This window comes from Sphaerochaeta associata, assembly GCF_022869165.1.
In the GTDB taxonomy this organism is placed as follows: Bacteria; Spirochaetota; Spirochaetia; order Sphaerochaetales; family Sphaerochaetaceae; genus Sphaerochaeta; species Sphaerochaeta associata.
In genome coordinates, this window is sequence record NZ_CP094929.1 from 2,957,150 (window position 1) to 2,977,925 (window position 20,776).

Here is a 20,776-nt window from a genome sequence, read left to right on the forward strand (position 1 = left end):
CTTTCACCGTTCTTTCCGTAATTGGAAGCGCAGCAGCCGCATTCCGTTGAGAATCACCACGAGAATGCTTGCCTCGTGCACCAGCATGCCGATGGACATATTCATCCACTCACTGAAAAACACGCTTGCCAGGAGGACCAACACCACGCCCACTGCAATTGCAATATTCTGACGCATGTTGTTCGCGGTCGCCTTTGCCAATCCCAGGGCATGAGGAAGGCGGCTGAAGTCCGAATTCATCAGCACCACATCCGAGGTCTCGATGGCTACATCGGTACCGCTGCCCATGGCGATTCCGATATGGGCCAAGGCGAGCGAGGGGCTGTCGTTCACCCCGTCTCCCACAAAGGCAACCGTTCTCCCTTCTGCCTGCAGCTTCTTGATATAGGAAGCCTTGTCCTGGGGCAGCATGTGTCCATGGGCCTCCGTCAAACCCAACTCCTTTGACACCAAGTCCACCGTCCCTTGGTTGTCCCCCGAGAGTACGACCAAGTGCTTCACGCCCAGCCTCTTCAGCTTGCGCAGATGAACCTTCACACCCTCTCGTATTTGGTCGCGGATTCCCATAAGGATCTGGAGCTCACCGTCCACGGCTGTCAACACAAGTGAGTTTCCACTCGCTTCAAATCGTGCAATATCCCTTAGCGCCTTCTCAGAGAAGACTACCTTCTCCTGCTCCATCAAACCGACATTACCGACGGCAACCCGATGGCCGTCCACCTCGGCAACGATGCCTCCTCCCGCCACGACATTGGTTCTCTGCACGGTATAGGTGTCGAGTACACCCAGATGCTGTACGATTGCTTTAGCCAGGGGATGGTCTGATTCTCGTTCCACGCTGGACAGATACCCCAGGGTTTGTTGGATATCGGAGACATAGTATTGGGTGTCTGCAACAGTAGGATTGCCCACTGTAAGCGTTCCTGTCTTATCAAAAACGATGGTGTCGACCCTGCTGAAATCGTGGATGACCTCGCTGCCCTTGAGCAGCACCCCATGGCGTGCACCGTTGCCGATGCCTGCGACATTGGAGACGGGGACGCCTATTACCAAGGCGCCGGGACATCCCAGTACAAGAATCGTGATGGCAAGTTCAATATTGCGGGAGACCAACCAGACAAGCAGGGAGAGAACCAGCACTGCAGGTGTGTAATACTTTGAAAACCGGTCGATGAACCGCTCGGCCTCCGACTTTGAGTCCTGGGCTTCCTCGACCAACTCGATGATCCTTCCAAAGGTGGTATCCTCTCCGACCCTGTCGGCAACAATCTGCATCGTCCCATTTTCCAAAATGGTGCCGGCAAACACCTGGGAGCCCTTCTTTTTACCTACAGGCACAGCCTCACCGGTGATGCTCGCCTCATTGATGTACCCTTCACCGCTGATGACGGTGCCGTCCACGGGAACTTTCGCCCCGGTTTTAACGAGCAGGGTATCGCCGACATCGACATCATCAACATCCACCTCTTCAAATTCACCGCTCTCGACCTGCTTCAAGGCACTCTCAGGTGCCATTTGTGTCAATTCCTTGATGGCAGAGCGGGTCTTCTGCAACGTACGCTGCTCAAGATACGCTCCGAACAGAAACAGGAACGTGACAATTGCCGACTCTTCGAAGTTCTTGATGAAGAAGGCACCTATGACTGCCAGGGTGACCAGGACATCGATGCTGACGACCTTGACCTTCAGTGCCTGATAGGCTTGGATGGCAATCGGAGCTACTCCAAGCACCGATGCAAGAATGAGCGACCACATGGCCGCCTGCTCCTGGTGAAACACCAGCTCGCTGGTGAAGCCGATAATGATCAGAGCCGCGCTGACAACAGTGATATGGTTCTTTTTACCTAAGATATATTTCTGCATCCTTTGCTCCTTCCAACCTACTGCGTTTGGTGATAGGCTTGGTCGAGTTCACCCAACATGTGATAGACAGCTTCGTAGGTTTCACACACGCCCTCAGGAATACGGTACGTGTTTGTAATGGTTCTCAGCTGAGCGAATTCTTGTTGGAGTGCAGGAAGCTTTGCACCTGCCTGCTCGATCTTGTGGACCATTGCCTCGAAGGTCCGGCGAACTTCATGGAATTCGGGGTGGTTGGAGCCGTGAACCCGGTCGACGATGGGGACGTATTGTTTCAAAACCTTCAGATATTGCTTCTTGGAAGCGGCGAACGTTGTAGTATGTAACATGGTGGCTTCTCCTTATTTCTCTTGGTTACAGACCAAGTGTAGCCGAGATGAAGCTAAGGATAATTGATTAGAATCAACTTTCGATGAATTCTTTGACGAAAGGGTTGGTGTTACGCTCTTGTCTCACATCCGCCGTCTCGTTACGCTTACTACCAAGAGGATTATCTATGCGTACAGCCATCTATGGAGCAGGGTCGCTTGGAACGGTATTGGGAGCGTATTTGACAAGGGCGGGCATCGAGTGCGACCTGATCAGCCGCAATAAAGCCCACATTACTGCTTTACAGCAAAAGGGAGCGCACATTGTTGGAAAGGTAGACCTTACCGTAGGGGTGAGTGCGCTGCTGCCTGAGCAGATGCAGGGGACGTACGACCTGATCTTCCTTTTGACCAAGCAACTGGAGAACCGAAAGGTTGCCACATTCCTTCGCTCCTACCTTGCCAAGGACGGACTCTTGGTCACCATGCAGAACGGCCTTCCTGAAAGCGAGCTGGCACAGGTGCTGGGCGCCCAACGGGTGGCAGGCTGTGCAATCGGTTGGGGGGCCACCCTGCAAGCAAGCGGCGTTGCCGAACTCACCAGTGAACCCGAGGCCCTCGCCTTCAGCCTGGGGATGCTCACTCCTGGAAGGGAGGAGCGACTTCAAGCTGTCGCTTCAGTGCTCGGCGTCATGGGGCCGGTAACCATCGAAGAGAACTTCATCGGTGCCAGATGGTCAAAGCTCCTCATCAACGCTTCCTTCAGCGGAACGGCTACTGTTCTGGGCTGCACATTCGGTGAGGTAGCCAAGGACAAGAAGGCCCGTCGTATCGCCCAGCTGATCCTCAAGGAGTGCTTTGACACCGGACACAGCCTCGGCATCACATTCGAACCGGTGCAAGGAAAGAACCTGGAAAAACTGTTCGATTACCAAGGTCGTGTGAAACAGAAGCTCAGTTACCTGCTCATCCCCCTGGCTATGAAAAAACACGCCAGCCTCAAACCTAGTATGCTTCAGGATATCGAGAAAGGGAAAAAGTGCGAGGTGGACAGCATCAACGGCATCCTCTCCAAGGAAGGAAAAAGGGCCGGTATTGCTACCCCGGTAAACGATTTGGTAGTCCAAATCATCTCCCGTCTTGAGTCCGGACAATTGAAACCCTGCCGGGAAAATTTGGGATTCTTCAAAGCATTTCTTTCCTAAGTCTTGAAAAAATAAATACTTATTTTTACCAATAGCATTGACTCTTTATCCAATACCCCGTAAGCTTAAGGAGCTTAGACTTTGTGTTCCTTTCCTGACGATCCTATCTTTGTAGCCATGCTGCTTGACTTCCATGCACTTCTGACGGGTAATCGATTGAAACTGTACCAAACTCCTAAGACACCCAAAGAAAGCAGGCATTGACCTGCGCAAGGAAATTATCATGGCAAAAAAAATTTATGTAGGAAACATGAGCTACCAGACCACTGAAGAGGCTTTGTACTCTTTGTTCGCACAGTACGGCGACGTAATGAGCGCACGCATCATCATGGACCGCGACACCAACCGTCCCAAGGGCTTTGCCTTTGTTGAGATGGATGACGACAGCGCAGCTGTTGCAGCAATCAGCCAGCTTGACGGCCGTGAGCTCGATGGAAGAAACCTCAGGGTCAACGAAGCCATCGCAAAAGAAAGAACCGAACGCAGACCTTCTTACAACAACAGATACTAAACTATACATCAAGCAGCATAGGGAGCCCGAAAGGGCTCCTTTTTCATGCAATAAGACCCAGTGCCTTCCACCAGAGCGTCTGCACCACTACGGTTATGAAGTAGACCACTGCAATCAAAGGGATGCCGAGTCGAATCGTCTCCTTCTGGGAGTACAGTCCGTTACCCTCCCCCACACCGACGAGCACATTCATATGGTGAAAGGGAAGGATGTAGTGCGAGCCGATGACCGTATAGGCCCACAGCACGATTACCAGTGGATTGATCGAAGTGGAAGCGGCAAAAGCCAGCAGTGCCGGAATGGCAACCCCCATCACAGACAACACGCTTCCAAGCAGCAGGTGTACGATCATGGTGAAGGTGGTTACCACCGCCGCCAGTGCGAATATGTTGGTAGGGACATGGGTGGGAAGCACCAAGTGCGCAATGTAGGCATTCATTCCGGTCTCTGCACCGACCTTTCCGATAGCTGTGGCGGCAGTGATGAAGAGAATCATATGCAGCGGGATCTCCTTCCAATGACGGGCCTCCAAAACTTTTCCGATGACAGGAAAACTCATCAAGACGGTGATCAGAAAGGTTATCCAGCCAATGTCGATCTTATGCAACGAGTCGGTGGCCCAACTCAGGATTGCAATGACAAGCCAGATGAAAATCCGCTTCTCCTTGCCTGACAAGGGACCGAGCTGCTCATATTTCTCTTGTATGGCCTGCTTGTTGATCGACAGCTTTTCATGCTGCTTGAACAACAGCAAGAAAAGGATGCAGGTGAGAACGCTGGCAACCATCGAAGGGATTCCCATGACCTTCAGCCAACCGATCCACCCAAGATCCACCTGTGCATACTGCACTGCCAGAGGATTGGTGATGCTCGCTCCGGTAAGGAAGATCAGGGAGATGGGGACCGAAGATGCAAAAACCGCAAAGCCGATCTGCCTTGCATCCTGCACCCCGATCTGAGCTGTGTCGATCACCACCAGCATGACACTCATGATCAAGAGGGCACGAGGCCAGGCATGGGGAATGATCAGGCTCAGTACAAAGGTCAAAAGATAGATGACGATGATCAAGGAGCGGTAGGAGGAGACAAAGCGCAGCATGAAATAGGCGATTCTCTCCCCGAGTGCGGAGGAGCGAACCGAGGCGGCCAACAGGTAGGCCCCCATGATCAGAAAGGTGCTGGAAGTGGCCAGCGGAGCCAGGACGACCGTCGGTTTCGCTACCTTCAGGATAATCAGAAGGACAAGATACAGACCGGCAACGTACCCGCTGTGACTGACCTGGAATGCCCAGAACACGACGGTCATGACGGTAAGGGCGAGTGCTTTCCTACCCTGGACCGTCAGACCGTCCAACGGGAGGGCGAAACACACCAAGGCCAGTATCACTCCAAGAATCAAACCACGTAGTTTTGCTCGATCCATTCACCACTCCTAATGTTCCGAATGCTCTTGACAGATGCGGATAAAGGCTACACAATTCATATTGTTGCATGCAACAATATGGAGGATTTCTATGGCAAAGACCATTCTTGTTACCGGCGGCGGCAGAGGCATCGGACGAGGCATCTGCCTGACCCTCGCTTCCAACGGGTATTCAGTACTTATCAACTATGCAGGAAACGAGGAAGCTGCACGAGAGACGCAGCGGCTTTGCAGCGAGGCTGCCATCGGTTCAAACCAGTCCTTTCATATCCTCAAAGCCGATATCTCCGATTCCCGGCAGCGTAACCAGCTCATCGAACAGGCGTTTTTGGCTACCGGCTCACTCGATGGCTTGGTAAACAACGCAGGAGTGGCCCCCTTGCAGCGTGCTGACCTTCTGGATATGAGCGAAGAGTCCTTCGACCGCCTTATGCACATCAATCTTCGAGGTCCTGTCCTGCTTACCCAGCACATTGCAAAGCGCTGGAAGGATGCCGATGCACTGCAGGGAAAAACCATCATCTTCATCACCTCGGTCTCGGCCACCATGGTTTCGGTCAATCGAGCTGAATACTGCATCAGCAAGGCAGGCCTCGGCATGGCAGCCTCACTGTTCGCAACCAGACTCGCCGGCGAGGGGGCCTTGGTGTATGAGATCAGACCGGGCATCATTAAAACCGACATGACCTCGGCCGTACAGCAGAAGTACGATACCCTCTTGGAGCAGGGCATCGTCCCGCAGATGCGCTGGGGCCTTCCCGAGGACATCGGCAGAACGGTGAACTCACTGCTTTCAGGAGGACTGCCCTTCTCCACCGGTACGGTAATCACCGTCGATGGAGGGTTGGCCATCCCAAGGTTATAGGAGGTGTTGCCCCGCCTGATACTCCCTCCACACCTGCTCAAACCAAAAAGACTCCGAAGGGACGGCTCTGCATCGGTCAAACCGATGACAGAGCCTTTCTTCATCGTCGACGTAGAGAACCTGCATTACCTCTCGCAGCTGATGCTTCTCCTCCTTGATCGTATATTGGCTGGCGAGCGGATGAGCCTCCCTGCCTGCCGAATCGACAACAAGATAAGACCCCCTGCTGCCTCCTCCTTGCCCGAGATACCAATCGATTGCAGAGAGGTACCAAACCTGGGCTATCAGCATGTGGCGCAGCCTCAGCGCCTTTGCCAGGAATTCAGCGGGAACCGATAATTCCTTGCCGAAGGAGTGTTGCTGCGCCTTTGCTTCCAACAGGGCTTTTTCCACCAACTCCTTTCTGCGAATCGGACCGCCATAGCTGGACATTCTTCTCTGCAGGCTGAACATTTGCTCATCCAACTGGTGCTTTACTGATTGCAAGGTGGTCTGCTTGGTACAAGCCGTCCATCTACATACAGTGTCGACCAGCTTTTCAAGGTCGGCTTGTACGACATTGCGCAGCGAGTCGGCTTGCAGCATCGGCCTTTCCTTGCTTCCTGCAATACGCTGGGCGGCACGCAGCGCCCCTACTTGGCCGGCATTCAAGGCACTTCCGCCCGGGCGGCTCACCCCATGGCTGCCATTGACCTCCCCGATGGGATAGAGCCCTTTGATATTGGTGGACTCCCACCAGATATCACTGTACAGTCCGCCGTTGTTGTGCTGGGCGCATACATCGATTTCCAACAATTCGTGCTCAAGATCGATGCCGTGTTTTGCATAAAGCTCCACAGCCGCCGGATTGAGCAGCTTCAGCCGCTCAAAGGGTGTTCCAGCCCAGGCCTTGGAGGCATCCAGGTATCCAAGGGCGGTGGGATGGATGCACTGCCGATTGAACGAAGACCATGCAGGATTCCCGATGATGTTGCTGGAAAAATCCAAAAAGACCCTTCGACCCTTTACCTGGGTCTCGTGATAGACCAGAAGATCGATCAATGAGGATCCCTGGTCGGGGACCTTTGCCGCATCGAACGGCCACTGATACCCCTTGAGAAAAACGGCGTTGGTCAGCTCCTCCCAGTTGTTGAAATACGGAACCAGGAAGTCGACCGGATTGTTCCCCCTTCGGTCGGTGCTGATGTAGCGGGGAAGCACCTGCTGGTAACTGCCTGAGAGATTCCACCGAAACTTGGTGCTGGCTATACCGAACTGCGATTCAGTCAGGTTGACAGCCTCCGCCCCGATTTCCATGGCCAATCCAATGCTCCCCACATGAACGCGGGGATAGACCGAAGCGGCATAGAAGCCGGCAGGACCGCCGGTTCCCAGCACCACATGCTCGGCAAGGATGACGCACAGGCCGTGGGCTTCGTTGTGCACTTCATCCTTGTTCAGTACCACAGCTCCGACCATGGCATGGGTTTCATCGGTAAGGAGCTTGACCACATCACAGCGGTCCCACATGGGAATGTTCCATTTTTCAACCTCAGCATGGAGTACACGCACCATTTCTTTGGAGGTATACGGCCCGAGGCTGATGCCCCGGTTGCTCGGGTCATGGTCGGTCTTGTACCCGGAATACCCGCCGTAGCGGTTGCTGGGAAAGTTCACCCCAAGGCTGACGAGATTGTAAAAAGCCCTGAGCGAATTCTGGGCTTCAATGAAAGCGATGTCACCATGAACAGAGCCGCCTCGGGTGTACGACTCGACCATGGAGTACGGCGAGTCGGGAATGGGACTGGCGTCACTGAGGCGATAGTAGGTCTGCTTGTCGCTGCCGGTGTTGCGGCTGGTGCCGCCTTTGCTGTTGTCCGTAACGATGAGCAAGTCGTCCACGCCCATGCGCTTGAGATGTACCGCACACGACAGCGAGGCCGCCCCCGATCCAACTATCAGGGCATTGGTGCGAAAGACAGGGAGGCTGAGCCCCTTAACCGACCACTTTGCATGTAAGTGCATCATTCAGATTGTTTCTCCTACAATGTACGTACCTTCCAAAGCTTTCTGAATGGGTGCCTGCGAGCGATCGATGATGCGTGAACTCAACCAGAGGCCTGCCTCCATTCCCAATCTGCGAAGTGAAAACTCGATGGTATCGATGCGTTGGTCCATCAGCTGGAGCATCGGCGAGTTGTCGAATCCACAGAGGGAGAAACGGTGGGGAACCTGCCAGTTTTGGTGTAGTGCTGCTTGATACAAGGAGACGGCCATCAGGTCATTGAAACAGAGCACTGCGTTGTACGAGCGCTCCTTGAGAGCGGGAATTACTTTTGAATTCAGTTCAGTCAGCGAATCGACCATGATTACATCGACTTGCGGATCGAACGGTACATGGCGCCTTTGACAGGCTTCAACCACACCCTGCTCACGCAGGGCACTGACCGACGGCAGCTGGGAGAAGCCGATGAAACAGGGCTTGAGATCGGCCTTTCGTTTCTCGTACATCGCCCCTACCAGCTTGTCCATTCCGCTCAGGTTGTCCACCAGAACATAGTTGTGTTCCGGATTGGAGCGATTGAGCATCAAGAAAGGAACACCTCGATCTTCCAAAAGTTCTTCCATCTGCTCGGAAGGTTTGGTGAAAGCAAAGATGCATCCATCGATGTCCCCAAGCTTCTTGGAGTCAAAGAGGGACAGATCTCCATCGTTGAGACTCGTGATGATATTTACCCGAGTCTCTCCGAAGCCCTGCTGAACTCCCTCCAAGAGCTCTGCTACATCATAAAACAGATGGATGTAGCTGAACTTTGCCCTTGGAAGAAAGAGACGAATGGTGATGATGGCCCTACCTTTCTGCTTCTTGATGGAACGCTTCTCGTAGTGCATTTCCTCGGCCGTACGAAGGATCAGCTCACGCTTCTCCTCACTGATCAGTGAGGAGTTGTTGAGGACCCGTGAAACGGTACTGGGGGAAATATCCAGTGCCTTTGCAATGTCGTAGACCGTCACTTTCTTTGCCATCATCACTCCAAATCAGCTGTGGGAGGGGTAGATTATGCAACCTACTTCCTCTTGCTTGACCATCAGCTTGGAACAGCCCGAACACAACTTACAATAATCCACCTCATCGCCGAGGGCAAGCCGCTTCGGCAGCAAAGGATCGGAAAGAGTCTGTCGGCCCCATCCTGCAAAATCTGCATAGCCGAGCTCGATATTGCTCTGTGCCTCGTGCACTCCCTCCTCCTGCAATACGGAGTAGGCCGACCCGAATACCTTCATCCTCTCCCCAACCAAAGCCTTGGCTCTACGGGCATAGCGGAACTGGTGAAGGTAGAACCACTTGGAAGTAGCGGTAGGACGGGTGATTTCACTGGTAACCCCGGGTATTCCCGCCGATACGTTGACATAGTCCATGCCAAGGTCGGCCATCAGGGAGATGACACGGTCCATCTCACTGAGGTCCTCGACGGCGTCGTCAGACGATGCTGTACCACAACCGCCTTTTATGCCTTCCCAGTACGAAATGCGGCTGCCGAGGATGAAATCCTTGTTTACAAGGCGTGCCTTGATCTGGGGAATCGACTCGACAAGAAAGCGGGTGCGGTTCTCAAAAGAGCCGCCCCACTTGTCGGTGCGTTGGTTTGCAGGCCTGAGCATTTCACAGCCCAGATACCCGTGGCACATCTTGAAATCGACACCGTCGGCACCGGCTGCTTCGCTGATCAGCGCCGCCTCGATGAACAGACGCTGGATCTCGTCAATCTCTTCGGTGGTGAGCAAATGTTCCCAACTCTCAGGATTATACAGGGCGGTGGGACGGGAAAAGTCGCGACCGCTCTTGCGTCCTGAATGAGTAACCTGGAACAGAACCAAGACATTGGGATCGACTGCCTTCATAGCCTGAACCAACGCCTTGAGACCGGGAAGGTTCTCCTCGTTGATCACCATCTGATTCTTTCGGGCAAGAGCGTTGTCGGCAACAGCCAAGGCTTCGATGACGATTACCCCCCACTTTCCCTCTGCAAGCTTTACATATCGCTTGATGGCCCGCTCGGAGACCTTGCCACCAATTGCATCATTGCCTTCCATCGGCTGGGCTACAAAACGGTTCTGGGCGATGCGGTTGCCGATCTTCTGCGATGAAAGCAGAATACTGTTTGGTTCAAGTTTCATTAGTTACCCCTGATAAGTGTTTTATTGAATTTTGCCATGATGGCAGGACCAGCCAGGATTACCACGACAATAATCAGGAAAGCCAGGCTGATAGGTCTCTGCACGAATGTCGCCCAGTTGCCGTTGGAGAGCATAAGAGCTCGACGGAAATTGCTTTCAAAGAGCGGGCCAAGGATCATGCCCAGAATAATGGGGGCGATGGGGAGCCCGATCTTGCGGAACAAGAAGCCGACGATACCGCTGATGATCAACACCCAGATATCAAAAATCGAGTTGCTGATCGCATAGGATCCCACCAAGCCGAATACAAGGATTGCCGGGATCAGGAACTTCTTGGGGAAGCTGATCAACTTGGCGAACACCGGTGCCCCTAAAAGGCCCAGAATGCACATGAACACCACCGAGAGCAGCAGGCTGATGAAAATGGAGGAGACAAAGGGCATCTGCTGCTGGAACAACAGCGGACCGGGTCTGAGGCCTTGGATGATCAGGCCCCCCATAAGGACGGCCGTCATTGCATCACCGGGAATTCCGAGGGTGAGCATGGGGATGAGTGCACCGCCGGTACTGGCGTTGTTGGCCGCCTCGGGAGCTGCAACACCTTCAATGATGCCGGTTCCCAAGAGCTCCTTGCGCTTGCCGAAGCGCTTCTCCTGTCCATAGGCCACCAAAGCGGCAATCGAACCGCCGGCGGCAGGAAGGGCACCGATCAGAACACCGATGAAGGAGGAGCGGACTACCGTACCGAAAATCCGCTTGATGTCCTTGATCGGAGGAACAAGCTTCGAAAGCTTTTGTTTGACCGTCACCTTGTATTCGGAGCTGGAAATCTGTACGAGCATCTCGGATAAGCCGTACATGCCGATCATGACGGGAATGGAGTCGATGCCCTCCAACAGCTCTGCCCTGCCCATGATGAAGCGGGGGTATCCGGTGATGGGATCCATGCCGACAATACCGATGATCAGGCCGATTACGCCGCCGATCAAACCCTTGACGGTGGAGCCCGGGCTGATGATTGCGATGATGCTCAGGCCGATGAGGGTAATCCCTACATACTCTTCGGCACTGAACTTGAGGGCAACGCTTGCGATGGCGGGGGCGGCGAACATCAGTACGATGACGCTGAAGAAGCCTCCCAAGGTGGAGCTGATGGTCGAAATGCCGATGGCTTCGCCGGCTTTTCCCATCTGGCTCATCGGATAGCCGTCAAGACTGGTGGCTATAGCCGAGGGTGTACCGGGAATATTGATGAGAATTGCAGAGATGGAGCCTCCATATACCGAACCCGAGTAGAGCCCGAGCAGGAAGGCAAAGGCGATGGCGGGAGAAAGCCCGAAGGTGAAGGGGATGAAGACTGCGATGGTCATGGTTGAAGTCAACCCGGGGAGTGCACCAAACACAATACCTACAAACACTCCAAGAATAGAGGCCAGGTATATGACTGGATTGGTGAAGAATTGCAACCCGGAGATGTAGAGATCCATTGAAAACAGTTCCATGGTGGTTTCCTTATCTGGTTAAATCAAAAGCCCCTGGGGGAAGGGAATCGAGAGAATCATCTTGAAAATGATGTAGATGATGGCGGTGATGCCAACTGAGACGCCAAGAATCAACACAGGCTTGCGCTCCTGTTTGTCGGTAAGCATCCACATCAGGGAGGTGATGAACAAAAAGCTTGCTGTAGCGAAGCCGAAGATCTTCATAATGAACACATAGAGCACCAGCATGACCAAGGTGACAAAAAACATCAGAAAGGCTGTCTTGGTGGTCCACCAGGACTGAACGTTCGTGGTGTTTTGGGTGCGTATGGCTTCAATGACCATCAACACGGATAGGACGGCCAGCAGGAAGGCAAGAATTCGTGGATAAAAGCCGGTATTGAGGGCGGCAATGCCCCCGGTTCGAGTCGGCATGAAGCCGGCGGCGATATAAAGCAGGCCTGCAAACGCGAAGAACACGATTCCTGCAATGATATCAGAGTTTTTCTTAGTCATTCATTTCTCCAAAAACTTGGTTGAAAGGCAGTGAATATCGCCCCCAATCCAGATTGGGGACGATACTCCAGTATACATCAGATAACCGCTTGTGCGATCAGTCGTCGATGAACTTGATGCCAAGCTCGTTCACCAGGAAGTCAAGCTGCTTCTCAGCGTCCTTGATAACCTCGGCGAACTGGGTTCTGTTCAGATAGACCGGCTGGTAGCCTGCGTCAATGAGGAACTTCCTGATCGTCTCATCCTGCATTGCACGACCGATTGCCTCGTCGATGATGCGCACTTTCTCGGGATCGGTTCCCTTCGGTGCGACAAAACCGCTGTAGTTGCCCATCACTGCATCGATGCCCAGTTCCTTGAGGGTCGGTACATCGGGATAGGAGGGGTGGCGTTCTGCAGAGGCGATGGCCAAAAGGCGCAGGGCGCCGCTGTCAACGTGGGCCGAGAGGTCTGGAAGCGGTATGTTGGTCATATCGACGTGTCCACCAAGGAGGGCTGTTACAGCCTCGGCATAGGCAGGATACGGGATGTGGTTGACCTTGATGCCGGCCATGGCTTCAAAATATGCAGCATAGATGTGCGCACTTGCACCGGTGCCGGAGTTGGAGTTGGTCAACTTGCCGGGGTTTGCCTTTGCATAGTCGATCAAGTCCTGAAGGGTCTTGAAGGGGCTGTTTGCATTGACGGTTACCGTTGCAGGGATGGTAATGACCTGGCTGATGAGTTCCACGTTGTGGATATCAGGATAGATCGGGGAGACGTACTTTGCAGAGACGGTGGACATGGAAGTGGTTCCAATGACGTATCCATCTTTGGCAGCTTTCTCAATTTCCAACGAACCGACGACTCCGCCCCCACCGGGCTTGTTCTCTACTACGAACGGTACACCAAACTGTTTCTCCAGATGACTGGCGACCGGTCTGGTCAACACGTCGGTCATACCACCTACGGACCAGGGAATGATCACCCTGACGTTCCTGGATGGATACTTCTCGATTGTCTCTTCTTGTGCCCCTGCGGCAAAGAGCGGCAATGCGAGTGCGAGAACGATTGCCAAAACCAAAAGTTTCTTCATGATCTCCTCCTTAGGAGAGTACCAAGCATGCTTGGTACTAGAGCATTGTTGCATGCAACTTTTTTATTGCATGCAACAATCTTACCTCATTCATAGAATCTGTCAAGTCTTTTTTTACACCAACTGAATCCGCCTTCCCTTTGAGTGCTGAATCGCCTGTACAAGCTTGATTGCAGCCAATCCGGTATGAGCATCACAGACAAACGGTTCTCCCGTGCTCAGTGTACGATAGAACTCATCAATCAAGAGACCGTGCGACAAACCCCACTCGGACTTCTCTCCCGTTGCAACCTCGCTGGCATGAAACTCCATCAGTCCGTCATGCTCGATGGTAAGGCCGCTTTGCTTCACCGTCAGGGTCGCCTTCTCCAAATGAATTTCCACCGTGCACTGCTTGCTCATCGGATAGCAGTTGGTGCAGTAGCCGACGGCAACCCCCCCTCCACACAGCGTTGCATGGAACATGGCACTGTCTTCGACTTCATACGCATCGTCGTCGCGAAGTTTTGCATCGAAGCCTGAAACAGCTGCCACCCCACCGCATAGATAATCCAAAAGATCCAGAGTATGGATTGCCTGATTGATGAGCGTCCCCCCTCCTTCGGTCTCGTACCGACCGCGCCAAGGACTTTGCGAGTAATACTTGCCGCCGCGATCCCAAGCAACCAGCACCATGGCACTGACAATATCTCCGTACTGTTTGCACTCGATCAGGGTTTTTGCCTGAATGGTGGATGCATTCATCCTGTTTTGGAAACAGACTCCCAATCGCCTTCCTGTTGCTTCAGAAACTGCAATCATCCGCTTCGCATCCTGAGGCAGGATTGCCAACGGCTTCTCGCAAAAAACATGAAGGCCATGCTGCATGCAATCGATGGCGATATGGGGATGGGTATGGTGAGGGGTTACAATATGTACAACATCCACATCAGTGCGGCTGAAAAGCTCGGTATAGTCGGTAAGAACCATACCTCCATAGGTTTGTGAAAACTGCTTGGCCCGCTCCTCGACACAATCGACTGCATACGCAATCTCAGTGTACGGACACTGGACCAAAGCCTTCCCATGGTTCTTCGACACCGCCCCGCAACCAACCACGGCAACCCGATATGTTTGCATGTTCACTCCTCTCCCTGCAGGCTTCGATACTGTCCGGGGGTAAGCTTCTCGGAATTCTTGAACACTCTCATAAAAGTACGAAGACTTCCAAATCCACACTGCTCGACAACTTCGCTGACCAACACACCTTCACGCAAAAGCGCTTTGGCAGCTTCAACCCTCACGGAACTTATATAATCTGAAATATTGAACCCATGAAACTTCTTAAATATTCTTGAAAGTAGAACCGTCGAAATTCCAAGTCGGTCTGCGAGAAGAGCAACATTGAGCATGGGATTTCGGTAATCGGAATGTACCTCGGACAAGGCCCGTTGATACATGCCGTATTGTGCTCCACCCTCGCCGGCATACTGCTTCTCGATAAGCAACACTGCGTTGCACACATTGCTCACTATCGCCTCAACCACCTTGCATGATTGAGCCAAGTCATCAGCCTGCAGGATGGGAGGCAGTGAGATGGTAGGAATCATACCCGGATATCGTTCCTCCAAATGGTTTGCACACCGTATGATCGTCCCGGCAATGTTGAAGAGAAGGTACCGAAGCCGCTGGGGACTTACCCCAAGTGCCTTGTTGTCATTAATCAAGGCATGTATTGTATGGACCGCCTCAGCTGAATTGCCGGTCTGAACAGCCTGGGAAAGTCTCAACTCCTGTTCGGTTGAATAGATGTAATGTATCTTGCTGCTCATTTCCAGCATATCACAGTTCATCATGAACTCTTTGCTTCCCATGGCGTAACGATACTCCAGCACATTCACAGCCTGCAGATAAGCTTCCCCCAATGAGGCAAGGCCTTCAACCAGGTCTGAGGAAGCAATATCGAGGCAGTGGAAAATCTCCTCTTCCTTCATCGATTGCATCGTCTGGATATACAGACGATGACTGTCCTGAGACTGGTCATGAATCGGGATATTCAAAATCAGCGCTATGCCTTGTGTTGATACAGAGGGAAACACGCCAAAACCACGGCTTTCAAACCAGCGGATGCACTGCTGTTCATCCAACTGCTCTGGAACAGCATTCTCCTTGCTCAGCAAGACCACCGCAAACGTATCAGAGACCATCTGTATACCGGAGGCCTGCAAGGACTCCTTGCTCACCGTCCCTTTGCTTCCTGCAAGAAGCTTTGCAATCATATTGCTCTTCAGTGACTGGGTCTGGTCGCTGATGATCCGGCTCATCCCCTCCTTTTCCGCCTTCAAGCGGGAAACCGATGAAACGAAGGGTGAATAGAGACCCGAGCCGGTGCTTGCCTGGTTTACTACGGTTCCCGTCTCCTGCATCGCTTGTTCATAGAGCTGCCAATCCTTGCCGATACGCCATTTGACGATTGCCCAGCCACCGCCGAGCGCCAGCACAAAATAGCCCAAGGATATCAACAGGAAGACCATCAAGGCATGAAAATAAGAGCTCTGTTCGGTCATCACAAAATACATCGCATTGGTTTCACTGGAAGCCCCTGCCGTTACAACCTTCCCTTCAATGCGCCGGGTCTGTCCCGAAGGTATGGTATTGAGAATGCCGGCATCCTCTCCTACTTTGTAAGTATCGGTAAAGTCATACAGCACAGTACCCGAAAGACGATTGGTAATCAACAAATCCTGTGAATTACTCAAATACCCCGACACAATAGGCGAAACATCAACCAGATAGGCGACAGAAAACTCATGGTGCCATCCGCTCTTGGCAAAAGAGAGCGGCCTGATCACCAGAATCCTATTGACAACCCCTCCCCCGGCAAGGCAGCAGGAGGCATCCTCCAAGCCCAGTATCCATCGCTGGCGGCCGAATACCGAAGCAAATTTTTCAGCAGTCCATCCGAGGGAAAAATCATCCATCAAAGGTAAATCTTCCAATGTTCCCCATCGAGTTGTGGAGACATAGAAGTTCAGCGATGGAGAGAAGATCATACTATCCACAATAGCTGAGCCTTTATTCATCACATGTGATAATGCAACAGAGCTGTCATACAGGTAGAGCGAATCCAATTCCTGGGTGCTGGAAGTCCGGCTCAGTCGTTGGAATTGAGAACCAACCAATAAATCCTGACTAGCGGCATTCACTTCCGAAAAAATTCGTTCAAATTGATTATGCATAACCTGCACAGACAGAGAGTTTGTCTGTATTACTTGTTTATTCATAATCGACAGACTTGTCGCCATCAAGACAAGAAACAGGAGCAAGGGCACAATGAATACCGCCAGATAGGAGTATCTCCATTTTCTGAGCAACTGATGTTTGAATGACCTTGCTTGCTGCTTCACCGATGCTCCCTCAATCAGACAGGTAACTGTCCACCGCATTTCTGTTCAAGAAATGAACAGAATACCTCATCATCACAAGGAATGTCGACCCAGCTCTCATCGGTCCAAGAGGAGAGATGCATTGCGTTGGAGATGGCCAGACTGGCCAGCCCATCCTCACCCGGAGCAATGAGTGGTTCCTGCTTGAGAATTGCATTGCAGAAATTCGTGATGATACCCGGGTGGGAGGTATAGACGCCTTCAACTGCAATATGCTGGATTTCGCTCTTCGGCTGCCCGATCTCACCTTTGAAACGCTCGTTGAAATCGTCTGTATCCTCCTGCAACACATGCAAGGTGAGTGTGTCGTTCTCAACAACAAGCTTACCCTTGGTTCCCGTTATTTCCAAGCGATTGGTTCCCGGCGAATCGGCGATGGTGGTTGTGTACTGGCCGATGGCCCCATCGGGAAATTCGAACAAGGCAAATACATCATCCTCTGTCTCGATCGATCGATGCTTTCCATAATACATCGTTGCCTTCACCCTTGATGGCATACCCAGAATCCACTGCCACAAGTCCAGGTTGTGAGGATTTTGGTTCAAGAGAACACCGCCGCCTTCCCCTTTCCAAGTCGCCCGCCAAGAACTGGAATCATAGTAGCTTTGGGCCCTGAACCAGCTGGTAATGATCCAATTGGCATGAATGATCCGACCCAGGGTGCCGTCCTGCACCAACTGCCTTGCTCGTATGTAGAGTGGATTGGTCCGTTGATTGAGCATGATGCCGAACACTTTCCCGCTTTTCTGGGCCGCAGCCTGCATCTGCTTGGCCTGCTTGACATATACACCGGCAGGTTTTTCACAGAGCACATGCAGGCCTGCCTCGAATGCCTGTACGGCAAGTACGGGATGATAATAGTGGGGAACAGTAGGTATGATGGCATCACACAAACCACTTGCAAGCAAGGCAGTTGCACTATTGAAGACTGTGACGGCTGCATCAAGGCTCTCCTTTGCAATGCCGACGCGGACCGGGTCGATATCGGCAACCGCGGTCAGAACCGCATTGGGGATCTTCCCCGAAGCAAACGCTTTCGCATGCTGCGAGCCCATCTTCCCATACCCGATGATTCCTATTCGCACCTTCTGCATACCTACCTCCTGCCTTCACATGCTTGTTTCAAAATCGAGAGGGCCGACTTTGCATCGGATTGCCAGTCATCACTCTTGCCCTCGATGCTCATCGAAGCATCATAGCCTGCAGCCTGCAATGCAGTCATGAACGAATCAACCTCGTCACACTGCATGGTCGGGTATCGCCTTCCTTCATATAAGGCGATATGGGTATGCATCAGGGGCGCCACCTGTACGATATGGTTCCAATCCTCATGTTCCGAGGCCATGTGATAGGAATCGGCGAGCAACCCCACATTGGGCAGACCGACACAGGCTTGCAATGCAGCAGCCTCGGTGAGGGTGTTGATCAGGTTGGTCTCCAAGCGGTTGAGCGGCTCGATTGCAATCCTGATGCCATAGTCTGCACCAACCATCCCAATGACCTTCGTAACATCCACCAAGTGCTTGAATGCCTGCTGCCAACGCATCGAGTCATCGAAGGTCCTGGACTTGCCGCTGCCGAACACCACCAAGTCGGCTCCTATTGCCTGCATCCTGGCATACGCTGCTTTCAAATAGGCAACCATTTCTGCCTCTTGATATCGGTCTCCTATGACCTGCATGCTCTTTGGGAGCAGCAAACAGCAGCGCTCAACGCAAATCGGAGAAGCATGGACTTGTTCCACGATTGCAGAAAACGCATCCTCATCCAAGACGGCAATGACGTTGAGCTTGGCTTCGACGTAATCATACCCCAAGGAGGCCACCTCATCGATGTTCTGAATATCCGTACATATACCGAACCTCATTGCAAGACCTCCAATGTTGTCATATCTCCGCATATCACCTGTTGTGCCACCTGCAGCCTGAAGTGCTGTCCTCGTATGTGCATGGAAACAGCCACATCGTCGTTCGCAATGATGGTCGCCATGGTCAGGGGAACGGCCGAAGAGAACACCTCCTGCACCTGAGCGATGGGCTCACGCACAGGATACCCATAGGAGACCCATCCGCCCTTCGGCTCTTCCGAACCACAATACAGGTGGCTCTCCCAGTGTGTTGAAGCGTCTACTGAAAGGGTGTCCTCTTGATCGTGACCCTGGGCGGCAACGCAATATTTTCTGTACCCGGTTCCTTGGGAAGTGGTGAACTTTGCAACATGGTTGGAAAGAAGCTGGACATCGGTTCCTGCAAAGTTCCAGGTCCAACGCACATCATGCGCTGCTTTTCCCGTCCCTGTCAGATGGTCGATGACAACCATCGACCGGGAATCGTTGAGGAACACCACCTTCCTTCGATGAAATACAGGGTCCTGCATGTACACATACCCATTGTGGGAGATATCGATCAAGGCATAGTGTTCTGTTTTCTCGAAAGCATGACACCAAGTCCTTACACCCCTCACCCGATTGACCTTGGGAACACTTCCCATCTCATGGTCATCAATATATACGGTGTTGTGAGCCAGGGAGCCGGTGAAATAGTGTCTCCAATCCTTCCAACAGGAGCTGTTATAGATGTATCTGCCGCTATCGATGAGGATGTCCTCTCCCCCGATCATCAGCTCCAGATGTCCCGTGTCGTTATGAGAGTGGGAGCTTTTCTCCCCCCGTTCCAACCGGACACCCAATACATGCCAGTAACTGTCGCCTCTCGTCCAACCGGTTCGCATGCAGTAGATCCCTGCATCATGCATCTGATAATCGAGCATTGCAGGAGCATTTCCCCTCTTGCCTGCAGTCGCCATGTATAAGAAGTCACTTCTGCCGGTCAGCTTTGCCATCCACCTGAAGTATGCACGGAGTTCATTCAGGTCATCGGGGAAGAATGACAGGTTCATACCTTCATACAACGACGTATCGGTGATACGGGTCAACAGGCTCGTGCGATCGGCATCGCCGATCATCGGTGTGGAAAAATCTGGCTTCACCAGGCGCATCACGAACTCAGCACTCTTCTCTAAAACCGGCATGGCATACGGGGCTACCTCCATCCCATTGATTGTGCAGAGCTGTACAGCCTGCATGAATGCAATGGAAGCAACCAGATGATAGATCGGGGTATGTTCCATATGAGCACCGTCATGGTCGAAGCAATAGACGATTTCATGCATAACCCTTTGATACCCTTGCTCACGCCAAGCCTGAGCATCCTTGAACTCGGGGAACATGATGCCCAACTGCAACAGGGCGCTTGCTTCCATCGACAACCAATTGCTTGAGCGTTCGTGATTGCTGTAATGCTTGTGCAGGAAGGTTCCGTGATCGTGGATCGAACAGAGAAAAATCGCCCAGGTCTCGGCATCAAAGGCCTCACTGGTGCGGAAAATCTCCATGCAGGGCAGCCAGGTGGTATAGATACGGATTCCTGCTTCGATGGTTCGCCATGCATGCCCGGGGAAAGGAGACTTCTTATCCATCTCGTCCCACTCGATGAACTCCTTGGCAGGCCAGGCCTCATAAAAACTTCGCACCTGGTCGCAGAATTCCTTCACATACCGCTCATCCTTGGTCAGTGCATAGGCTCTGGCCAGCGGTTGCCAGTAGATGGTCCTGAAGAGCGACCAACTCCATTCATTGTCACGGCTTGTCTCAACGGTAGGATTGAACTTCCAATCAATCGGACCGGCAAAATCATGTCCGAACAGGTGATGATCGAGCACCGTTTGCGCCTCTTGCAGAATGTGCTCATCCTTGAGTGTTTCACAATCCCGGGCAGTAAAGAGATAGTGAGGACCTTTGCGGGTTCGAAAATGATTGACTATCCGATCCAGCGCCTGGTCTTCATTACCGCAATCCAGGTCCCCGAGACTTGGATTATTGCAATCAATGAGTGAGAGTAATCGTTGCTTGGTGTTCATTCCATTTCCTCCAGACAGAATCGGGCGGGCC

At 52.6% G+C, this 20,776-nt stretch carries 17 protein-coding genes; 3 read left to right on the forward strand and 14 right to left on the reverse strand.

Features of this window, described 5'->3' with window-relative positions; all coding sequences use genetic code 11:
• Positions 1 to 3 precede the first annotated feature (3 nt).
• Positions 4 to 1,863: a heavy metal translocating P-type ATPase gene (locus MUG09_RS13640; protein ID WP_244771989.1), complete on the reverse strand. Its 1,860-nt coding sequence runs from the start codon at positions 1,861 to 1,863 to the stop codon at positions 4 to 6.
• 17 nt (positions 1,864 to 1,880) lie between these two features.
• On the reverse strand, positions 1,881 to 2,189 hold the full coding sequence (locus tag MUG09_RS13645) for a hypothetical protein (RefSeq protein ID WP_244771990.1): 309 nt from the start codon (positions 2,187 to 2,189) through the stop codon (positions 1,881 to 1,883).
• 167 nt (positions 2,190 to 2,356) lie between these two features.
• On the opposite strand from MUG09_RS13645, the gene MUG09_RS13650 reads away from it, so the two are divergent.
• Both MUG09_RS13650 and MUG09_RS13655 read left to right on the forward strand, forming a co-directional pair.
• Positions 2,357 to 3,373: a ketopantoate reductase family protein gene (locus MUG09_RS13650; RefSeq protein WP_244771991.1), complete on the forward strand. Its 1,017-nt coding sequence runs from the start codon at positions 2,357 to 2,359 to the stop codon at positions 3,371 to 3,373.
• A gap of 223 nt (positions 3,374 to 3,596) precedes the next feature.
• Entirely contained in the window at positions 3,597 to 3,884 is a 288-nt protein-coding gene (locus MUG09_RS13655) for an RNA recognition motif domain-containing protein (protein WP_013608228.1), read from the forward strand.
• Between the two features lie 43 nt (positions 3,885 to 3,927).
• On the opposite strand, the gene MUG09_RS13660 is transcribed toward MUG09_RS13655, so the two are convergent.
• Positions 3,928 to 5,307: an SLC13 family permease gene (locus MUG09_RS13660; RefSeq protein ID WP_244771992.1), complete on the reverse strand. Its 1,380-nt coding sequence runs from the start codon at positions 5,305 to 5,307 to the stop codon at positions 3,928 to 3,930.
• A gap of 91 nt (positions 5,308 to 5,398) precedes the next feature.
• Here MUG09_RS13660 and MUG09_RS13665 point away from each other — a divergent pair, with 91 nt between their 5' ends.
• On the forward strand, positions 5,399 to 6,172 hold the full coding sequence (locus MUG09_RS13665) for a 3-ketoacyl-ACP reductase (protein ID WP_244771993.1): 774 nt from the start codon (positions 5,399 to 5,401) through the stop codon (positions 6,170 to 6,172).
• Here the strand turns inward: MUG09_RS13665 and MUG09_RS13670 are convergent.
• From MUG09_RS13670 to MUG09_RS13720, 11 genes are all read right to left on the reverse strand, one after another.
• On the reverse strand, positions 6,167 to 8,179 hold the full coding sequence (locus tag MUG09_RS13670) for an FAD-dependent oxidoreductase (protein WP_244771994.1): 2,013 nt from the start codon (positions 8,177 to 8,179) through the stop codon (positions 6,167 to 6,169). The two genes, MUG09_RS13665 and MUG09_RS13670, sit on opposite strands and share 6 nt — an antisense overlap.
• Positions 8,180 to 9,178 (reverse strand): LacI family DNA-binding transcriptional regulator, encoded by a 999-nt coding sequence (locus MUG09_RS13675; RefSeq protein ID WP_244771995.1) that lies wholly within the window; start codon positions 9,176 to 9,178, stop codon positions 8,180 to 8,182.
• A 12-nt stretch (positions 9,179 to 9,190) separates the two neighbouring features.
• Positions 9,191 to 10,330, reverse strand: coding sequence for an oxidoreductase (locus MUG09_RS13680; RefSeq protein WP_244771996.1), 1,140 nt, complete (start codon positions 10,328 to 10,330; stop codon positions 9,191 to 9,193).
• Complete coding sequence (locus MUG09_RS13685; RefSeq protein ID WP_244771997.1) at positions 10,330 to 11,832, reverse strand: tripartite tricarboxylate transporter permease; 1,503 nt, start codon at positions 11,830 to 11,832, stop codon at positions 10,330 to 10,332. The genes MUG09_RS13680 and MUG09_RS13685 overlap by 1 nt, the downstream gene beginning before the upstream one ends.
• Before the next feature lie 18 nt (positions 11,833 to 11,850).
• Positions 11,851 to 12,327, reverse strand: coding sequence for a tripartite tricarboxylate transporter TctB family protein (locus MUG09_RS13690; protein ID WP_244771998.1), 477 nt, complete (start codon positions 12,325 to 12,327; stop codon positions 11,851 to 11,853).
• Between the two features lie 97 nt (positions 12,328 to 12,424).
• Positions 12,425 to 13,402 (reverse strand): tripartite tricarboxylate transporter substrate binding protein, encoded by a 978-nt coding sequence (locus MUG09_RS13695; protein ID WP_244771999.1) that lies wholly within the window; start codon positions 13,400 to 13,402, stop codon positions 12,425 to 12,427.
• A gap of 114 nt (positions 13,403 to 13,516) precedes the next feature.
• A complete protein-coding gene (locus MUG09_RS13700) occupies positions 13,517 to 14,521 on the reverse strand; it encodes a Gfo/Idh/MocA family protein (protein WP_244772000.1) in 1,005 nt (334 codons plus the stop codon).
• A 2-nt stretch (positions 14,522 to 14,523) separates the two neighbouring features.
• The gene (locus tag MUG09_RS13705) at positions 14,524 to 16,788 is read right to left on the reverse strand and encodes a helix-turn-helix domain-containing protein (RefSeq protein ID WP_244772001.1); all 2,265 of its coding nucleotides are present in this window, start codon (positions 16,786 to 16,788) and stop codon (positions 14,524 to 14,526) included.
• Positions 16,789 to 16,802: 14 nt separating this feature from the next.
• Complete coding sequence (locus tag MUG09_RS13710) at positions 16,803 to 17,921, reverse strand: Gfo/Idh/MocA family protein (protein ID WP_244772002.1); 1,119 nt, start codon at positions 17,919 to 17,921, stop codon at positions 16,803 to 16,805.
• 2 nt (positions 17,922 to 17,923) lie between these two features.
• Entirely contained in the window at positions 17,924 to 18,694 is a 771-nt protein-coding gene (locus MUG09_RS13715) for a sugar phosphate isomerase/epimerase family protein (protein ID WP_244772003.1), read from the reverse strand.
• A complete protein-coding gene (locus MUG09_RS13720) occupies positions 18,691 to 20,745 on the reverse strand; it encodes an alginate lyase family protein (protein ID WP_244772004.1) in 2,055 nt (684 codons plus the stop codon). The genes MUG09_RS13715 and MUG09_RS13720 overlap by 4 nt, the downstream gene beginning before the upstream one ends.
• Positions 20,746 to 20,776 lie beyond the last annotated feature (31 nt).